Annotated in this window: 18 protein-coding genes and 1 riboswitch; of the genes, 15 read left to right on the top strand and 3 right to left on the bottom strand. The window is 38.0% G+C overall.

What is annotated here, in order from left to right:
* Positions 1-9: 9 nt before the first annotated feature.
* Both AAKU52_RS05735 and porW read right to left on the bottom strand, forming a co-directional pair.
* Entirely contained in the window at positions 10-2,235 is a 2,226-nt protein-coding gene (locus AAKU52_RS05735) for a transglycosylase domain-containing protein (protein ID WP_354331174.1), read from the bottom strand.
* Positions 2,236-2,237: 2 nt separating this feature from the next.
* Complete coding sequence (gene porW / locus AAKU52_RS05730; RefSeq protein WP_502931019.1) at positions 2,238-4,691, bottom strand: type IX secretion system periplasmic lipoprotein PorW/SprE; 2,454 nt, start codon at positions 4,689-4,691, stop codon at positions 2,238-2,240.
* Between the two features lie 153 nt (positions 4,692-4,844).
* Here porW and AAKU52_RS05725 point away from each other — a divergent pair, with 153 nt between their 5' ends.
* The 12 genes from AAKU52_RS05725 (at position 4,845) to AAKU52_RS05670 (ending at position 15,072) form a co-directional block, all read left to right on the top strand.
* Positions 4,845-5,069 carry an AtpZ/AtpI family protein gene (locus AAKU52_RS05725; RefSeq protein WP_354331170.1) on the top strand — a complete coding sequence of 75 codons (225 nt, stop codon included), beginning with the start codon at positions 4,845-4,847 and terminating at the stop codon, positions 5,067-5,069.
* Between the two features lie 70 nt (positions 5,070-5,139).
* Positions 5,140-5,505: a hypothetical protein gene (locus tag AAKU52_RS05720; protein WP_354331168.1), complete on the top strand. Its 366-nt coding sequence runs from the start codon at positions 5,140-5,142 to the stop codon at positions 5,503-5,505.
* A 17-nt stretch (positions 5,506-5,522) separates the two neighbouring features.
* Positions 5,523-6,656, top strand: coding sequence for a F0F1 ATP synthase subunit A (gene atpB, locus AAKU52_RS05715; RefSeq protein WP_354331166.1), 1,134 nt, complete (start codon positions 5,523-5,525; stop codon positions 6,654-6,656).
* Between the two features lie 38 nt (positions 6,657-6,694).
* Positions 6,695-6,904 (top strand): ATP synthase F0 subunit C, encoded by a 210-nt coding sequence (gene atpE / locus AAKU52_RS05710; protein ID WP_062551197.1) that lies wholly within the window; start codon positions 6,695-6,697, stop codon positions 6,902-6,904.
* Positions 6,905-6,976: 72 nt separating this feature from the next.
* Positions 6,977-7,471: a F0F1 ATP synthase subunit B gene (atpF, locus tag AAKU52_RS05705; protein ID WP_354331164.1), complete on the top strand. Its 495-nt coding sequence runs from the start codon at positions 6,977-6,979 to the stop codon at positions 7,469-7,471.
* Between the two features lie 29 nt (positions 7,472-7,500).
* The gene (gene atpH / locus AAKU52_RS05700) at positions 7,501-8,049 is read left to right on the top strand and encodes an ATP synthase F1 subunit delta (RefSeq protein WP_354331162.1); all 549 of its coding nucleotides are present in this window, start codon (positions 7,501-7,503) and stop codon (positions 8,047-8,049) included.
* A 53-nt stretch (positions 8,050-8,102) separates the two neighbouring features.
* Positions 8,103-9,677: a F0F1 ATP synthase subunit alpha gene (gene atpA, locus AAKU52_RS05695; protein ID WP_354331160.1), complete on the top strand. Its 1,575-nt coding sequence runs from the start codon at positions 8,103-8,105 to the stop codon at positions 9,675-9,677.
* 27 nt (positions 9,678-9,704) lie between these two features.
* The gene (atpG, locus tag AAKU52_RS05690) at positions 9,705-10,583 is read left to right on the top strand and encodes an ATP synthase F1 subunit gamma (RefSeq protein ID WP_354331159.1); all 879 of its coding nucleotides are present in this window, start codon (positions 9,705-9,707) and stop codon (positions 10,581-10,583) included.
* Positions 10,584-10,687: 104 nt separating this feature from the next.
* Complete coding sequence (locus AAKU52_RS05685) at positions 10,688-11,470, top strand: 5'-nucleotidase, lipoprotein e(P4) family (RefSeq protein ID WP_354331157.1); 783 nt, start codon at positions 10,688-10,690, stop codon at positions 11,468-11,470.
* Between the two features lie 58 nt (positions 11,471-11,528).
* Entirely contained in the window at positions 11,529-11,744 is a 216-nt protein-coding gene (locus AAKU52_RS05680; RefSeq protein WP_354331155.1) for a hypothetical protein, read from the top strand.
* A 204-nt stretch (positions 11,745-11,948) separates the two neighbouring features.
* A riboswitch (cobalamin riboswitch) is annotated at positions 11,949-12,137 on the top strand.
* A gap of 174 nt (positions 12,138-12,311) precedes the next feature.
* The gene (metE, locus tag AAKU52_RS05675; RefSeq protein ID WP_354331153.1) at positions 12,312-14,639 is read left to right on the top strand and encodes a 5-methyltetrahydropteroyltriglutamate--homocysteine S-methyltransferase; all 2,328 of its coding nucleotides are present in this window, start codon (positions 12,312-12,314) and stop codon (positions 14,637-14,639) included.
* Positions 14,640-14,685: 46 nt separating this feature from the next.
* Positions 14,686-15,072, top strand: coding sequence for an acyl-CoA thioesterase (locus tag AAKU52_RS05670; protein ID WP_354331151.1), 387 nt, complete (start codon positions 14,686-14,688; stop codon positions 15,070-15,072).
* Positions 15,073-15,186: 114 nt separating this feature from the next.
* Here AAKU52_RS05670 and ruvC read toward each other — a convergent pair whose 3' ends face one another.
* Positions 15,187-15,750, bottom strand: a complete 564-nt coding sequence (ruvC, locus tag AAKU52_RS05665) for a crossover junction endodeoxyribonuclease RuvC (RefSeq protein ID WP_354331149.1) — start codon at positions 15,748-15,750, stop codon at positions 15,187-15,189.
* A 42-nt stretch (positions 15,751-15,792) separates the two neighbouring features.
* Between ruvC and AAKU52_RS05660 the strand changes: the two genes are divergently transcribed.
* The 3 genes from AAKU52_RS05660 to AAKU52_RS05650 are packed head-to-tail and all read left to right on the top strand — an operon-like array spanning position 15,793 to position 18,969.
* Positions 15,793-16,770 (top strand): hypothetical protein, encoded by a 978-nt coding sequence (locus AAKU52_RS05660; protein WP_502931018.1) that lies wholly within the window; start codon positions 15,793-15,795, stop codon positions 16,768-16,770.
* A complete protein-coding gene (locus AAKU52_RS05655; protein ID WP_354331145.1) occupies positions 16,748-17,878 on the top strand; it encodes a glycosyltransferase family 2 protein in 1,131 nt (376 codons plus the stop codon). The genes AAKU52_RS05660 and AAKU52_RS05655 overlap by 23 nt, the downstream gene beginning before the upstream one ends.
* Complete coding sequence (locus tag AAKU52_RS05650) at positions 17,875-18,969, top strand: ABC transporter permease (protein ID WP_354331143.1); 1,095 nt, start codon at positions 17,875-17,877, stop codon at positions 18,967-18,969. Before AAKU52_RS05655 ends, AAKU52_RS05650 begins: the two co-directional genes overlap by 4 nt.
* Positions 18,970-18,975: the final 6 nt, after the last annotated feature.

Below are 18,975 nucleotides of genomic sequence, written 5' to 3'. Positions count from 1 at the left end.
ATCTAAAAATTAAAAGCCTAATTTATCTTCTTGCGTAGTTTTAGTTGAATCCTGCAGCTGGTATTGATTGCAATCATAAACGATGGAAGTCCCATTTTTAGGCGCTGCAAAATCTTCTTTACCAATTTTTAACTTAGGATTGGCATATACACGTTTCATAAAGCCTGCAAAAATAGGCAAGGCAGTATTGGCACCTTCACCCTCACGGGTGCTAATGAAATGGAAGGCACGGTCTTCACAGCCCGTCCAAACACCAGCTACCAATTGTGGTGTGATAGCCATAAACCAACCATCCGAATTATTCTGAGTTGTTCCTGTTTTCCCACCAATTGGGGTTTTGATACCATATTTATAACTTAACCTGGAACCTGTACCATTTTGTACCACCCCTCTTAACATGCGGGTCATTACGTAGGCTACTTCTTCATTTAAAGCCGGATGCACGCTTGGCCGTTTGTCGTACAATACAATGCCATTTTTATCCTCAATACGCAGAATGTAAGTAGGTTCTGTCCATACCCCTTTGTTAGCAAAAACACTATAAGCACCTACCATATCATAGATGGAGGCATTAAAAGAACCCAATGCAATAGAAGGATAGGCAGGGACATCAGAAGTTATCCCCATTTTTTGGGCAAGCGTTGACACTGCCGTTGGGCCAACCTGCTTCATCAAATAAGCGGTAATGTAATTCTGCGAATTGGCCAAAGCTTTTTGTAAAGTAATAGGCCCAGGAATTGTACCAGAAGAACGCGGCACCCATGGCTGTCCACCAGGAACATCAATACTCACAGGCTCATTCATCACGGTATAGCAAGGCGAATAACCATTGTCGATAGCTACAGCATAGGTAAAAGGTTTTGCCGTGGAACCCACCTGGCGTGTACCCATTTTTACCTGATCATATTTAAAATGTTCGTAATTAATGCCGCCAACCCATGCCTTAATGTATCCTGTTTGAGGATCCATAACCATCATCGCGTTGCGCAACAGCATTTTATAGTATTTTACGGAATCTATAGGCTTCATTAAGGTATCAATATTTCCTTTCCAGGTAAATATACTTAGCTCGGTAGGAGTGTTGAAATCCTTTTTAATTTCTTCAACTGATTTTCCTTCCAGTTTTAAGGCCTTGTAACGGTCAGATCTTTTGATACCTTGTTCAATTTGCAGTTCTTTACCTTTATAAGGGTTTCTGCCCTTCCAACTTTTTGTAAATTGTGCCTGCAGCAGTTTCATATATTCCTTTTGTGCTTCCTCTGCATAAACCTGCATGTCATAATTGATGGTCGTAATAATTCTTAAACCGTCCCGGTCAAGGTCGTATGGTGTGCCATCTGCCTTAAGAATAGAGCGTTCTTCAAAAACTTTCCTGACTTCATTTTTCAACACAGACCTGAAATAAGGGGCAATGCCATCACTCACATTGGCAGCATTGAATTCAAGGCCAAGCGGTTTTTGTTTTTCAATATCAAATTGTTCCGCAGTGAGGTTATTGGCTCTTACCATCATCGCCATTACTGTATTTCGGCGAGTTAAAGAACGGTCAGGATTTCTGGTTGGAGAATAACGGGTAATGCCTTTTTGCAGGCCCACTAAAGTAGCAGCTTCGGTAACGCTTAATTGATCGGGAGTGGTGTTAAAATAAACTCTGGCGGCCGACTTTATACCATAAGCCTGGTTGCCAAAATCAACCGTATTCAGATACATCGTAATGATTTCTTCTTTCGTATAGTTTCTTTCTAGTTTCACTGCAATTACCCATTCTTGAAACTTTTGCATTAATCGCTTAAAGAAGTTTTTTTGTCTTCCCTCTTCCGAAAATAGATTCAATGCCAACTGTTGGGTAATGGTACTCGCTCCTTGTTTTTTACCGATCAGGTTATAAAAAATAATGGTGAAAGTACGTTTAAAGTCAATGCCAGAGTGTTCCTTAAAACGAGTGTCTTCGGTAGAAATTAGGGCATTGATCACAAAAGGAGATATTTCGGGATAAGTTACATTAGAGCGGTTCTGTACAAAATAAGTACCCATTACTTTACCACCTTCGGCAACAATTTCTGTGGCCTGGTTACTTTTTGGATGCTCTATATCTCTGAAAGAAGGGAGGGTGCCAAAAACACCAAAACCGATAGAAACAATGAATATGGCAAACAGAACGATACCTGTTATTAATAACTTCCAAATGGTAAAGTTGTATTTTTTAATATCTGCTGACGACAGGGGATTGCTCATTTTTAAAAATTATTTTTATAGAATTCTATATATTCGTTTAAAAGGATTGTGTTGTTTATTTTTTCAAAGTTTTCTTTGCTGATGATGAAGCTGTTATAGCTATTGGCTGGAACCTTCATTATCTGTTGAAGTTGTGGTGTAATTCCATCAGCATATATTTTTACATTTTCAAAATTACTAAAGTTCCCGACGTAAATGATTTGATCATTGTCAAATTCTATTAATCGATGTTTTAACCCAATATCAGCGTAATTTCCGCGGTTAAACTGGCCTATGCCGAATCGCGATGAACTTAAAGTGGTACTTGTATTGGTTACTGCAATTACAAAATAATAGCTGTTGGAGGGAGTATTATTAAATACACTTCCGGCTACTATATTTTTCTTTACCACGTTAATTAACTGCTCTTCTTTTTTAACAATAGGCGAAGGTAAGGCTTTTCGTTGTGTTTTTGGTAGGGATGGGTTTAAACTGGAATTCAGCAAATGCTGATCCAAAAACGGAAGTTCAGATGCGTCCGTATCAACTATTGCAATTGTTCTTGCTTTAAACTGTACCAGGTGCTGTTGAATATAAGCAAGGTGACTTCTTACTAATGGGCCAATTATCGGGTCATGATCAAAAAGGCTGGGATTGTTTTTGAAAGCAGCAATCAAACTATCAATCGGATAAGTTCTGCCAATAGCAAGGGCTTTCAAATACGAAAACTGTGCAGCGAAAGCATTATCGGTTCCAGCAATTAAAATGGTGTTTACGTCTTCGATGACCTTCTTGTAATTTCTTTTTTCATAAGTATCAAAAGCCAAATTGTATTTTCGCAGGAGGTCAAATTCCTGTTCGGCTCTTTTTGCAGACAACACCGGGTCAGTACTTTTTTGCATTGCTGCAACCTTTTTGTTCTCTGGAAACTTTTCCTGTAGCAATTGATATATTTTTGCCGCTTCGGCCTGATCTTTTAAATCATACTGGTAATAACTGGCAATTTCAAGGTAAGCTTCCAGTATGATATCATCGCTGGCCGCCAGTAATTCTGGTGTAAGGGGCAAAGTTGTAAGCTGCTGCTCTGCATCAGGATTTAATGGCAATCCGGAACTATTGTCATTAAACGTGTTTGTTGAAATTGTACTGTGAATGCTTTGACGCCAATTATCTGCTAACTTTCTGTTACCCCATTGTTTTTTAAAGTCAGAAAAGCCCTGACTAAGTGCAGTTGGATTGCTAAAATAAAAAGTAACATTATTGCTGCTCTGATTTTTAAGATCAAAAGAAAACTGCATAGTTTCTTCGGTTACTTCCGGAAGTTTTGCAGGCTTTTGCAACACTTCTTGTTGGGCAATTATGGCATAATGTTTACTCAAGTATTCCAGGTTTTTTCCTTTTTTTAGGATTATTTCATAATCCGGGTAGTTTTTAGGGAGGATGGTTAAGGCACTATCAAAATAAACTTTCGCCTTCGGGTAATTTTTGAATTGCTTAAAATAAAGTTCGGCCAGTTGCAGATAGGAAAAGCCTTTTTGGTACTGATTGTTTATGTTTTCCTTAATTGCACGCTGGTAATATTTTTCTGCCTGGCTATATCCTGCATTTTCTTCAGTTATAATTGCCAGTTGGTTATAAATTTGATCCAGAAAGCCTCTATTTTTATCCTCTTTCATCAAGGCCTCAAGTTTCGACGCTATGCTTTTTTTATTTTCTTTTCCTGATCCATTCAATTTAACCCTGTTCAATAACGCATTGAAATACAAATCAAAAGGCGCATTACTCTTTTCAACTTTTTTATAATAGTAAAGTGACTTTGAGTAATTTTTTTCAGCCTCATAGAGTTGAGCCAGAATATAATACCAGCGGTTTTTTTGGTTTTTTCCAATGCCTTCCTTTAATGCCGCCTGCAGGTATATAATTGCGGCACCAAATTCTCCCTTTATAATTTTGCTTTGTGCCAAAGTAGCTAGTGGGTTTACCTTATTTTTCTTTACCTCAGGCAGTTTTGCTTCCAGGGTATCTAAAATAGGGTTTGCGTGAACTAAATTTTGTAACTGCATTAAACTCCGTGCACTTCCATCTAATCCCATTAGATAAATGGGTAGATCAGCTGCATAATTTTGTACTACATAGTCGTAATACTCCAGTGACAAAAAGTAATTGCCCTTAAAAAAATAAGCCTTCGCTAAAAGCAGGTAAGAATCTGCCATATATTTATTATAACTTTTTTCAGCGATGACCGTTCGTGCCTTTTCAATAATTTTATCAAGCGCTTGTGTATGTGCTACCGCTGTGTCTGTTGTCAGGTAAATAGGTAAAACCTGTTGATAGTTAGTGGAGTAACTGTCATTGGATGTCTCTTCGTAATTTTTTAAAATTAAATTAGCATTATATAAATAATTGTATTTTGCGGTAATGTTTTGCATTCCCCTACTAGTAAAGGTGTCTTTTTGCGTAGCACAAGCGCAAAGCAAACTAATGCTGAAGCAAATAAATGTTATCTTTAAACTAGGAATAAAAGAGTGTTTCAAATGTATAGATTGAATCAATATCAATAAAAAGTAAGCAAAAATATTTTATTCAGCAATTAATTTTAAATTATTTCAATTAATTAATTTGTTAGCGGTATGAAAGATCCTAATGCAAATAAAGAGGAGAACACTTCCAGTAGTATGGTTAAATATTCCGGTATGGGCTTCCAAATGTTGGCTACGATTGGTTTATTTGCATTTATAGGGCATAAGATTGATCAACATCAACAAAATAAGAAGCCAATTTTTACGGCAATCTTTAGTCTGCTAGGCGTAATTTTGTCTTTATATCAGGTTATTAAACAATTGAATAAAAAATAAGCAGCACTCACAAACGCTATTTTCATACTTTTGTAAAAAATATACTGATTTGAGTTTAAGCAAGTTTACATTGAGTTACTTTTTATATTGTTTGGTTTTAGGTATTATTGCCTATTATTTACCATTCCTTTTTCCCGAAAAGACAATGCTAGTCCCTAAGTTCTGGCTTGTGTTTGGCTTCCTCGGTGGCATCACCTATATCGCCTATTTGATGGTTTATTTGGGTACAAAAAGTAGTCCTGAAACTGGAATAATGGCCATCATGGGGTCAATAGCGTTGAAAATGCTTTTTTCTATGGCTTTCGTGCTGATTTACAGCCTTAAAAGTACCGGAAGTGGCCTCGTATTTGTTCTCAACTTTTTTTCTTTATATTTATTGTTTAGCTGCTTTGAAATATACTGTTTGTTACGTAACTTGCGCCACCAAAATAAATAGTAAAAATCTGCGAGTAAATGGATTGTAACCACGTTTTTGATAATAAAGTGAATAGGCTAATTGTTGTTTTTACGCTTTTTTTAGCGTTTTTTTCTATTTCTTCCCCTGCTTTTTCGCAAGTGGACAGTACACAAGTGACCGTCGACACTCATTCAGAGCCACAAGCTAAGGAGAAGTTTGACATTGGTAAATTTGCCTTGCATCACATTGCTGATTCACATAGCTGGCATGTAATTGGACAGTACTATATTCAGCTACCCGTAATCATATACACAAAAAGCGGTTTAGTAAATTTCAGTTCAGGTGCTTTTCAATATGATGATGATGCTAAAGTTGTTGTCGAAAAAGACGGTCAGCGCTTTGTTAAAATGCACGAGAAAATCTACCATGCATCTGCCACTCCAAATGAACACGGTCAATATGTTGAGCTAGATGAGAAACACCATGCCTTGAACGCTCGTCCGTTATTGGATATATCCATTACAAAAAATGTTGTCACTTTATTAATCTCTATAGGAATTATCCTTGCTGTGTTTTTATCCGTAGCCAATGGTTATAAAAAGAATTACGGCAAATCACCAAAAGGAATACAATCCTGGATGGAGCCAATTATCATCTTCGTTCGTGATGATATAGCCAAACCAAATCTAGGACATAAATATGAGCGTTTTATGCCCTATTTACTTACTGTATTTTTCTTTATCTGGTTTAATAATATGTTAGGATTGATACCTTTCTTACCAGGTGGGGCTAACCTTACAGGTAATATAGCTGTAACCATGATACTTGCTTTAGCTACCTTTTTGTTGACTGTATTTAACGGTAATAAATATTACTGGAAGCATATTTTTGCACCAGACGTTCCTAAGTTGATGTGGATTGTGATGATACCAGTAGAGATAGTTGGTATTTTTACTAAACCCATTGCGTTAATGATTCGTTTGTTTGCAAACATCACAGCAGGTCACATCTTAATGTTATCATTAATTTGTTTAATATTCGTTTTCAACAGTTTGTATATCGCACCTATTTCTATCGCATTTGCTGTCTTTATTGGCGCAATTGAGTTATTGGTTGCTTTTATCCAAGCTTTTATATTTACTATTTTATCGGCCTTATTTATTGGTATGGCTATAGAAGAACACCATTAATTGAATTTTTTTAACAACTATTAATATATAAAATCATGATTACAGGAAGTATTGCTGCAATTGGTGCTGGATTAGCTGCGATTGGCGCTGGTCTAGGTATCGGAAGAATTGGTGGTTCTGCAATGGACGGTATTGCTCGTCAACCAGAAGCTGCCTCTAAAATCCAAACTGCAATGTTAATCGCTGCTGCCTTCGTTGAGGCTGTTGCGCTTTTCGCAGTAGTAGTTGCCCTAATGGGTAATGGCTAGATAAACTTGTACCCGGTTGCAAAATCGGGTACAAATTTTTAAAGAAGACAACACAAGATATAAATATAGAAAATGGAATTATTAGTACCTGAAATTGGTTTAGTTATTTTTCAAACAATAGCGTTTTTATTGTTAATGTTTATTTTAGGTAAATTTGCCTGGAAACCAATATTAGCGGCAATTAAAGAGCGGGAGCAATCTATTGACGAAGCATTAAACAAAGCAGAACTTGCTAAACAAGAAATGGCTCGTTTAACAGCTCAAAATGAGGAGTTGATGAAGACTGCACGTGCAGAACGCGATTTGATGTTGAAAGAGGCTAAAGCTTTAAAAGATAGCATTGTTAATGAGGCAAAAACTCAGGCTCAGACTGAGGGTGCTAAATTGATTGATAAAGCGAAAAATGAAATTGAAAACCAAAAGAAAGCTGCTTTATATGAATTGAAAAGCCAGGTTTCTTCACTTTCCCTTGAAATTGCAGAACGCGTTTTACGTGGTCAGTTACAAGACAGGGCTAAACAAGAAGATTTGGTAGCCAATCTTTTAAAAGATGTTGAATTAAACTAATTGCAATCAATTAGCTAAAGAAGATTAAAATGTCAGAAAATAAAGCAGCATCAAGATACGCCAAAGCCGTCATCGATCTTTCCATTGAAAATAAATCTCTGGAAGAAGTAAAAGGAGATATGGCTTTAATTTCTAAGGTGATTGATGATAACCCGGAATTAGAAGCTATTCTTACTAACCCGATTGTCCCGATTGATAAAAAAGCAGGTATACTGGTTGATTTATTTCAGGACAAGGTGCACACCATTTCCATTTCATTTTTGAAACTAATGGTAAGTAAAGGTCGTTCGGCCATCGTTTTTTCAGCTTCAAAACAAGTTGTTACCCAATACAATACAATTAAGGGCATTGTTACTGCAGAGGTGAGTTCAGCAATAGCGCTTACTGCCGAAAACAGAGTGGAAATTATTGCTTTGGTGAAAAAGGAATTGGGCGCAAACGAAGTGGTGATCAAAGAAAAAGTGAATTCAAACCTAATTGGTGGTTTTATTCTGAAAGTTGGCGATAAGCAATTTGATGCAAGTATAGCCAGCGGGTTAAATAAATTAAAAAACGAATTTGCCCAGGGCGTGGTATAATTCAAAAATATAAAAGATAAAAATTTACTGATTTACAATAGAAAATATAAATTATGGTAGAGGTAAGACCAGACGAAGTATCGGCAATTATCAGGCAACAATTGGCGGGCTTTAAATCAGAAGCTGAATTAGAAGAAGTTGGTACTGTATTACAAGTGGGTGATGGTATTGCCCGTGTTTATGGTTTAACTAAAGTTCAATCAGGCGAGCTTGTTGAATTTGAAAGTGGTTTGCAAGGTATTGTATTGAATCTTGAAGAAGATAACGTTGGTGTGGTTTTGTTAGGTCAATCAGACAACATCAAAGAAGGTGATACCATCAAGAGAACCAAAAAGATTGCCTCTATTAAAGTTGGTGAAGGTATGTTAGGCCGTGTAGTTAATACAATGGGCGAGCCTATCGATGGTAAAGGACCTATTATAGGCCAGACTTACGAAATGCCGATCGAGCGTAAAGCACCAGGTGTAATTTACCGTCAGCCGGTTAATGAGCCATTGCAAACAGGTATCAAAGCTATTGATGCAATGATTCCAATTGGTCGTGGTCAGCGTGAGTTGGTAATTGGCGACCGTCAAACTGGTAAATCTGCCGTTTGTATTGATACCATTATCAATCAAAAAGAATTTTACGAAGCAGGAAATCCTGTTTTATGTATATATGTTGCTTGTGGTCAAAAAGCAAGTACTGTAGCAAACGTTGTTCGTACATTAGAAGAACATGGTGCAATGGCTTATACAGTTGTTGTTTCCGCTTCAGCGGCAGACCCTGCTCCTTTACAATTTTATGCTCCTTTCTCAGGTGCTGCGATTGGCGAATACTTCCGTGATACTGGTCGCCCTGCTTTAATTGTTTATGATGATTTATCTAAACAAGCAGTAGCCTACCGTGAGGTTTCTTTGTTACTTCGTCGCCCACCAGGTCGTGAAGCTTATCCAGGAGACGTTTTCTACCTTCACAGCCGTTTGTTAGAGCGTGCTGCAAAAATCAACCAGAATGATGACATTGCTCAGTCAATGAACGATTTACCAGAATCGTTGAAAGGTATCGTAAAAGGTGGTGGTTCATTAACGGCATTGCCAATTATTGAAACACAGGCTGGTGACGTTTCTGCTTATATTCCAACCAATGTAATTTCAATTACAGACGGACAGATCTTCTTAGAATCTAATTTGTTTAACGCAGGTGTTCGTCCGGCTATAAACGTTGGTATCTCGGTATCACGTGTAGGAGGTAATGCACAAATCAAGTCAATGAAAAAGGTTGCTGGTACATTAAAATTAGACCAGGCACAATACCGTGAATTAGAGGCTTTCTCTAAATTCGGTTCAGACCTTGATGCGGCAACGAAATCTGTTTTAGATAAAGGAGCACGTAACGTGGAGATTTTGAAACAAGGACAGTTCTCTCCATTAACAGTAGAGAAACAAGTTGCGATTGTATACATCGGTACAAAAAACTTAATGCGTACAGTTCCTGTAAAAAAAGTTAGAGAATTTGAAGCAGAATATCTACAACAGTTAGAATTACGTCACCCTGAAACTTTAAGTGCTTTAAAAGCAGGTAAATTGGATGATAGCGTTACTGGTGTATTAGAAACAGTAGCTAAAGAACTAGTAGGTAAATACTAATTTACTCTGGCAGAAGATTAAAAAAGAATGGCTAATTTAAAAGAAGTAAGAATACGTATAGCGTCGGTACAATCTACACAGCAGATTACCAAAGCCATGAAAATGGTTTCGGCTGCTAAGTTAAAACGTGCCACCAATGCTATTATACAATTACGTCCCTACGCTACAAAACTTAAAGAGATCTTAGGAAATCTTTCTGCTAGTCTGGAAGGATCTTCCTCACCCTACACTCAGGAACGTGAGCCTAATAAGGTGTTAATTGTAGTAGTAGCCTCAAACCGTGGGTTGGCAGGTGCTTTTAACATGAACGTAATTAAAGCTGCAAATAATTTGATCGCTGAAAAATATAGCGAGCAGTTTAAAAACGGAAATGTAAGTATTGTGGCCATCGGTAAGAAATCTCAGGATTTTTTCGAAAAACGCAATTACAATGTCATTGGAAACAATAACGAAGTATATGCTGCTCTTACCTTTGAAAATGTAACTAAAATTACTGATGCCATCATGGCTGGATTTCAAAAAGGGGATTTTGATAAAGTAGAGGTTATTTACAACCGCTTTAAAAATGCAGCAATGCAGATTGTTACAACAGAACAATTATTGCCTCTTCCAAAGGCAGAAACTACTGCAGCGATCACTACCAATACAGATTATATCCTGGAGCCTTCTAAAGAAGAAATTGTAGAACAATTGATTCCTAAGTCGATCAAAATTCAGTTGTTTAAAGCATTGTTAGATTCACATGCATCAGAACACGGTGCAAGGATGACTTCGATGGATAAAGCAACAGAAAATGCTGGCGACTTGTTAAAAGCCTTAAAACTTTCGTACAACCAGGCTCGTCAGGCAGCCATTACCACAGAACTTTCAGAGATTGTGAGTGGTGCTGCAGCCCTAAATGGATAATTAAATAGCATTATACAAAAAGCCTTTATCCATGCGGATAAAGGCTTTTTGTATATCAGTACCGCCCAAACTGGCGATTATAAATTTTGAAATAAAATTAAAACATGAAAAGATTTCTGAGCTTTAGTTTCATCACCCTACTTTTACCGCTGGGCATATTAGCACAGAAAAACAATAAAACAGGCTTCAGGGATTATACCAATGCTGTTTTATGGCAACAGCATTCAGGTGAAATGCGGGCATTGACCTTTCAGGCCTTCAACTTCGCCCGCTTGTCGTTGTTAGAACAGTTGAAAACTGCAGATACCCTGAAACGAAATTGTGTAGTGGTAGATATCGATGAAACTGTTTTAGATAACTCTCCGTTTCAGGGTAAGGAACTTCAAAAAGGCCTGAGCTATAACCAGGAAGATTGGGTAAACTGGACTAGTAAAGGCATTGCAGATACTATACCTGGCGCATTGGGCTTTCTTAAGTTTGCTGCCCGTTTTAACGTAGAGGTGTTTTATGTGAGCAACAGGTTAACATCAGAATTGGAGGGTACACTAAAGAATTTAAAACGTTTTGGTTTCCCTAATGCTGATGCGGCACATTTGCTTTTGAATAGCTCGACTGCTGATAAAGAGCCCCGCCGAAAAAGCATCATGGAGAACTATAACATCTTATTGTTGTGTGGTGATAACCTCAGTGATCTTTCTAATGTGTTTTACAGGGAAAATAAAAACACCAAAGTAGAAGTAGACCGTGCGCAGCAATTGTTTGGAACCAAGTATATTGTGTTCCCAAACCCTATGTACGGCGATTGGGAGAAGCAATTTTATCAGGGAAAAGACTTGAAAGAAAATGAAAAAGCAGAACAAAGGATCAAAGCTTTAAAAACTTATTAAGGATTATGCCTTATTAAGGAATTAATAATTATTTTTGTGCATTAATTAGAAAAATATTATGGATCAGACACCAAAACACAATACAGAAAGCATGCAAAGAGCAAATCAAAACGCTATCTATCAATTATTAGTTATTGGTATCATTGCCAGTATGGTTGGTGTGTTCCTTCGTTTTGCAGGTGATTCAATGATCTTATCCATTGTTTCTTGGGTTATTTTACTTGTAGGTGCATTTATCTGCTGTAAAGCAGTATTTAAAATACTAGCAGCTTAATTTTATATAAGCTGTAACTAAAAAGAGGCATTTCATTGTAAAAAATGAAATGCCTCTTTTGGTTATTGCTGAAGATTGGAAAAAGCTTAATCTATTGTGGTGTGCAAAATGGTATTGACCGTTAGTTGCAAGATTATGATTGGGCCGATAAGTGTTAATTCATTTTTTAAGCTATATTTGACCTCATAAGTTCTTTACTTTATTTCTTTATCAACCGGTAAAGGTTTTGCTTAATTGTAGATTAATAGGGAATCGTGTGTAAATCACGAACTGTCGCGCAACTGTAAGTAACACAAAAGGTTTTTACTCATCATAACCACTGTTCTTAAGAAGAATGGGAAGGTTTGTAAAAATGTTACAAGTCAGGATACCTGCCTAAACCGAATTGACAATGCTTTCGCGATTTGAAGCAGGGGTCAGGTTTTTATGTATTTTATAGGCTATTCATTTCTCTATGGAGAAAGATGCCTGTTTATAACGAATTCTATCTCTTTTTTAATGAGCGCGCATTGCGAAGTCCTGCTAAAAGAGCTTTTAACAGATTATTAATCTTTAAAAGTTATTAAAATGCTAACAAACAATCTAGGCTACCCGCGCATTGGTAGCAACAGAGAACTCAAAAAAGCCTGCGAGCAATATTGGTCAGGCAAATCAACACTTCAAAACCTGGAACAGGTAGCCAGGGAAATCCGCAAACAAAACTGGTTATTGCAGCAAGAAGCAGGCATTGACCTTATTCCCTCCAACGATTTTTCCTTTTACGACCAGGTATTAGACATGTCTTTAACGGTAGGTGCAATTCCATCCCGTTACCACGAAGTCATTTTAAATGGGGCTCATAAAGAAATTGATCTTTATTTTGCCATGGCCAGAGGTTATCAAAAAGACGGATTAGACATCATTGCCATGGAGATGACCAAATGGTTTGATACCAATTACCATTATATTGTTCCTGAATTCTATAAAGATCAGCAGTTTAAACTTTTTTCAACTAAGATTGCTGATGAATATGAGGAAGCTAAAAGACTGGGGCTTTTTACCAAACCAGTTATTTTAGGCCCAATCACATACCTGCTATTAGGGAAAGAGAAAGAAGCCGGCTTTCATAGGATCTCACTGATCAAAAATTTATTGCCCGTATACATCCAGTTGCTACAGCAATTATCTGCAAGAAATGTAGAATGGGTACAGTTTGATGAACCTTTTTTGGCCATGGACTTAACCGAAGACGAGAAAAGAGCCTTTTTAATGGTTTATAAAGAAATAAGGCGTTTGTTTCCAAACCTTAAATTGATGGTGGCGACTTATTTTGAAGGTCTTCGAGATAATTTAGAATTAGCATTTTCATTACCTGTGCAGGCCATACATGTAGATTTGGTTCGTTGTCCGGAACAATTAGAAGCTGTTTTTGAGGTAATTCCTTCCCAAATGAAACTCTCCATTGGTGTTGTAGATGGAAGAAATATTTGGAAAGCTGATTATGAGCAAGCCTTAAAACTCATTAATAGCGCTGTTGAGAAATTAGGTGAGGAGAGGGTAATCTTAGCCCCTTCTTGTTCATTGATCCATTCGCCATGTGATTTGTCGCTCGAAACGGCCAATGAGCCCTTAATGGATGAAATAAAACAGTGGTTATCCTTCGCCAAACAAAAAGTAACTGAAGTAGTTACCCTAAGTAAACTGGTTAATCCCCATAAAAATGAAAGCCTGGAAGCGAAACTGCAACAAAATATAGAAGAAAACAACAGTCGCAGGTCTTCTGTTTTAATTCATCAAACAGCCGTACAGCAAAGGGTGGCTGCTGCTACAGCAAAAGATAGTCTCCGTAACCTTCCTTTTGATGACAGAAAGGTTTTACAGCAGCAAAGCCTGCAGCTTCCACTTTTTCCTACCACAACTATTGGTTCATTTCCACAAACCCCGGAAGTAAGGAGTTGGAGAACAAAGTTGAAAAAAGGCCTGCTTAGTGCAGCAGTATACCAGGACCTGATTGAAAAAGAAACAATAGCCACCATTCGTTTCCAGGAAGAAATAGGTCTGGATGTATTGGTACATGGCGAATTTGAGCGAAATGATATGGTGGAGTATTTTGGCGAAAAGCTGGATGGGTTTGCATTTACTAAATTTGGCTGGGTACAAAGCTATGGTAGCAGGTGCGTAAAGCCACCTATTATATTTGGTGACGTTTACCGCCAGGAACCAATGACAGTTAAGTGGGCTTCATTTGCACAGTCACTAACCCCAAAATTGGTTAAAGGCATGCTTACCGGGCCTGTAACCATATTACAATGGTCGTTTGTTAGAAACGATCAACCCCGTGCCCAAACCTGTAAACAAATAGCTTTTGCTATACGCGATGAGGTTGCAGACCTTGAAAAGGCAGGAATAAAAATTATCCAGATTGATGAACCGGCCATACGCGAGGGTTTACCCTTGAGAAAAGCAGATTGGGAAAATTATTTGCAATGGGCGGTCAATGCCTTTAAAATCTCAGCCAGCGGTGTTCAGGATTCCACGCAAATACATACCCACATGTGCTATTCAGAGTTTAATGACATCATTCAGCATATTGCAAATATGGATGCCGATGTGATTACCATTGAATGCTCCCGTTCGCAAATGGAATTACTGGATGCTTTTGCGGCATTTAATTATCCAAATGAAATTGGACCAGGTGTTTATGACATTCATTCGCCAAGGGTGCCTTCCAGTAAAGAAATGATGTTTTTATTAGAAAAAGCACGGGCAGTAATTCCTGACGCTCAATTATGGGTAAACCCAGATTGCGGATTAAAAACCAGGCACTGGGAAGAAACAAAAAGTGCCCTCATTGAAATGGTAAAGGCTGCCAAAACCTTACGGGTAGCTGTCAAAACTGAAATTTCAATAGCTTAATTTTGTGTCTTTTTTAAACAAGACCCACAAGGAAAACCATCATAACATGACAATAGAAGAAAAAATAAAAGCTTCAGAAACGAGAATTTTTAAAGCTGTATTTCCAAGTACCACCAATCATTACGATACGCTGTTTGGTGGTACGGCGATGCATTTAATGGATGAAGTTGCTTTTATTACCGCAACTCGTTTTAGTCGCCAGAAAATGGTTACAGTGAGCAGCGACAGAATCGATTTTAAAAAACCAATCCCTGCCGGAACCATCATTGAACTGGTAGGGATGGTGTCTCATATCGGTAATACCAGCATGAAAGTGAAAGTGGAAATTTACATAGAGCAAATGTATTCTGAATTAAGGGAAAAGGCAGTAACTGGTGAGTTTTCCTTTGTGGCGATGGGTGATGACAAGAAACCTACTCCAATATTGAAATAAACATAACAGGGTTTTTAAACAATGTTAACGCAGTGTTTGATTGTATCAGCATTGCGTTAATATTGCGTTACCATTGCGTTAACATTGCGTTAACCTCGATTTCAATACCTTTTTTTACTGTACTCTTTTCTTATTATCCTTAGCAAAAGCTTCCCATCCGGAGTAAGACTTACCCTTACCACTGGTGTCTACTCTTTGAAAAGAATGACAAACAGCCACCGCCAAACCATCCGTAGCATCTAAAAATTCTGGTGTTTCCTTAAAATTCAGCAATCGTTGCAGCATTGCCGCTACTTGTTCTTTTCCGGCGCTGCCATTACCAGTAATCGACTGCTTGATTTTTCTCGGTGCATATTCTGTTACAGGAATTTTTTTCGATAAGGCCGCTGCCATGGCAATGCCCTGCGCACGACCTAATTTTAACATCACCTGTATATTCTTGCCATAAAATGGGGCCTCGATAGCCAAAACATCAGGTTTATACTGCTCCAGTAAAACAATTGTTTTCTCGAAAATACGCTGCAGTTTCAAAAAATGATCGTCCAGGTGTTCCATGCGCACTATCCCCATGGTGATCAATTCAATCTTGCTCCCCTTTTCCAAAATCACCCCATAGCCCATTACAGCCGTGCCGGGATCAATTCCCATGATAACCCTTTCCTTTTTTTCCACCAACATAGAACAATATTAAGCATATTTGCAGACAGTAAAAGTAAAAATTTGACAGCCCCATATAAAAAGCTATTATCTTATAGTCTCAAAATTGCAATTGTATTCTTTGCCTTTTGGTTTATCTACTTGAAGCTCAGCAGCAATAATGATTTAAAAGAATTTCTTTTGATGTTACAAACCATACCCCGTTATGAAATTGTAACCGTTATGACTTTTGTGTGCTTTCTAATGTTACTGAACTGGGGCTTAGAAGCAATGAAATGGCAGCGACTCATACAAAGCATCGAAAAGCTGAGTCTCTGGAAATCTATTGAGTCTGTGTTTTGTGGTTTAACCTGGGCTATTTTTACACCCAACCGCTTAGGCGAATACGGCGGCAGGGTATTCTTTTTATCCCCTAAAAGACGCATTATAGGCGTAATCGCAATGGCCGTGGGTAATATTGGGCAGCTCGTTTTAACCAATGTATTTGGTTCCATAGCACTCTGCGTGTTTGTCTATCAATTTAAATTGCTCAACACAGAGTTATTTCTTGCCTTAAGTGCCTTTGCCTCAATTTTTTGTTTGTTCTTTCTCGTTTTATATTTCAATATCAAGTGGCTGAATCGTATTTTATTGTCTATCCGGTGGACCAGGAAATACCAGCGCTTTTATAAAGTGTTGGCACGCTACAAAAAAGTGGAATTATCAAAAATCCTGCTCTTTTGCCTGGCAAGGTATGTTGTTTTCAGTACACAATATTTTGTTATGTTTTACTGGCTGGTACCTGAACTGCAAGCCACAGATATCGTAATGATGGTCTGTATTCTGTTTTTTGTACAATCGGCCCTGCCATCTTTAGATTTATTCGATATAGGTATCAGGAGTATGACCGCATTATTCTTTTTTAAATATGTAACTGATAGAAATGCCGCTGTTGTAGCCTGCACTGCCAGCATTTGGCTGATAAATATTATAATTCCTGCTATATTAGGCTCATATTTTGTTTTTAAACTCAATTTCTTTGGAAATACTCAACGCAGCTAATTATTTTTCTGCCTTTCTAACGCTCGTGTATTTGTTGGTGGTACTGTCTTTTATTAGAGGTTGGCATCAATTGAAAAACTACAAGACTGTAATTAAGCGAGGCACAACAACGGTAAGCATCATTGTTGCGGCAAGAAACGAAGCCGATCAAATTGCTAAAACCATAGCAGACCTACTGGCACAGGATTATGACCCGGCATTAATGGAGGTTATTTTTATAGACGACCATTCAACCGATCAAACGGGGCAAATCATTTCCAGCTTCCCAAGAATTAAACTGATTAGCCTGCAGGAAGAAAAAACCATCAATTCTTATAAAAAGAAAGCTATAGAAACTGCCATAGGCGATGCCAGTGGAAAATTAATCATCACCACCGATGCCGATTGCAGGATGCAACCAAACTGGTTGAAAACGATTGTAAGCTATTACGAAGAGAACGATTATAAAATGATTTCTTCCCCGGTACTGTATACTGCAGAGCAAAACTTTTTTGAACGCGCACAAGCCTTAGAATTTTTATACCTTATCGGTTTGGGCGCTTCTACCATTGGAAATAAGAAGCCTTCTACCTGTAATGGTGCCAACCTGGCTTATGAAAGGGCTGCATTTTATGAAGTTGGTGGTTTTAAAGGTATAGACGATCTGGCTTCCGGCGATGATGAATTGCTGCTCCACAAAATGGCTGTACGTTACGACAATAAAATTGGCTTCCTCAAAAATTATGATGCTTTAGTCTATACACAGGCCAAACCTACCATATCTGAATTTATACAACAACGCAAACGCTGGGCTTCGAAAAGTACACGGTATAAAAATAAATCCATCATCGTTCTGGGGGTTTTTGTATGGTTATTTAACCTGAGCATTCTTTTAAATCTATTTACAGGATTGTTTAATCCAGCTTTTTTTAAAGTAGCGTTGCTGCAATTGTTGCTGAAGATGGTGATAGAATTTATATTTTTATGGGATGTTACTAAATTTGCAAAAAGGAGGGAACTGTTACCTTTGCTACCGATACTCAACCTCATGCATATTGTATACCTTATTTATATTGGCATTGCAGGTAATTCTGGAAAGTACAACTGGAAGGGAAGAATGGTGAAATGAGCAAGAGCAACCAAAGTCCTACGCAAAAAATCTGGAAAAAATTTAAAAAGAATAAGCTTGCCTTTGGCGGTATGCTCTTTATCTTGTTGATGATGTTAATGGGTGTTGCTGGCTATTTAATAACGCCAGATCAAACGCCAATGGCCAGTACCATGCATTTACAGCTAAGTAATAAGAAGCCAGGGCGGACCTTCAGCTTTCTGGTCATCAGTAGAAACGACAAAGTAAAGGAAGTCGGTATTTTTGAAAAGATGTTATACGGACAGGAAGCAAACTTCAAAAGTATTCCCATAACAGCCCATCGGATAGTTGGAAACACCCTATTAGCCAGAGAATATATTGGTGAGGATGAACAGGCAGAAGAAGTTGCTTATCCACTGGTTTCGGGGAAAAACGTTTATCAGCAAACCTTTTGGCTGGGTACAGATATGTATGGCAGGGATATGCTGAGCCGATTGATTTTAGGTATTCGTGTCTCCCTATCGGTAGGGTTAATGGCCGTTTTAATTTCCCTGTTTATTGGCATCAGCCTGGGTGCCGTTGCCGGTTATTATGGCGGTAAAGTTGATGCAGGCATCAGTTGGTTAATGAATGTAATCTGGTCTTTGCCCTCTCTTTTACTGGTTATCGCTATTTCTTTTGCTTTGGGTAAGGGTTTCTGGCAAATATTTATTGCCGTAGGCTTATCTACTTGGGTTGATGTGGCCCGTTTGGTACGCGGACAAGTATTGGCTTTGAAGGAAGTAGAGTTTGTAGAGGCTTCGAAAGCATTGGGTTTTTCGACACCCAGAATTATCATCAAACATATTTTACCCAATATAGCAGGACCAATATTAGTGGTTGCTTCGGCCAACTTTGCCTCGGCCATTTTATTGGAATCAGGGTTAAGTTTCCTTGGCTTCGGGGCACAACCGCCTATGCCTAGCTGGGGGAGTATGATCAAGGAGCATTATGGCTATATCATTATGGATGCAGCTTACCTTGCCGTATTACCTGGTGTGGCCATTATGCTCACCGTGTATGCTTTTAATTTACTGGCCATCGGCTTAAGGGATGCCTTCGATGTAAAATCTCAAAACGTAACGGTTTAGTTTCTT

This window comes from Pedobacter sp. CG_S7, assembly GCF_040544395.1.
GTDB lineage: Bacteria > Bacteroidota > Bacteroidia > Sphingobacteriales > Sphingobacteriaceae > Pedobacter.
This window is presented reverse-complemented; position numbering and strand designations above follow the sequence as displayed.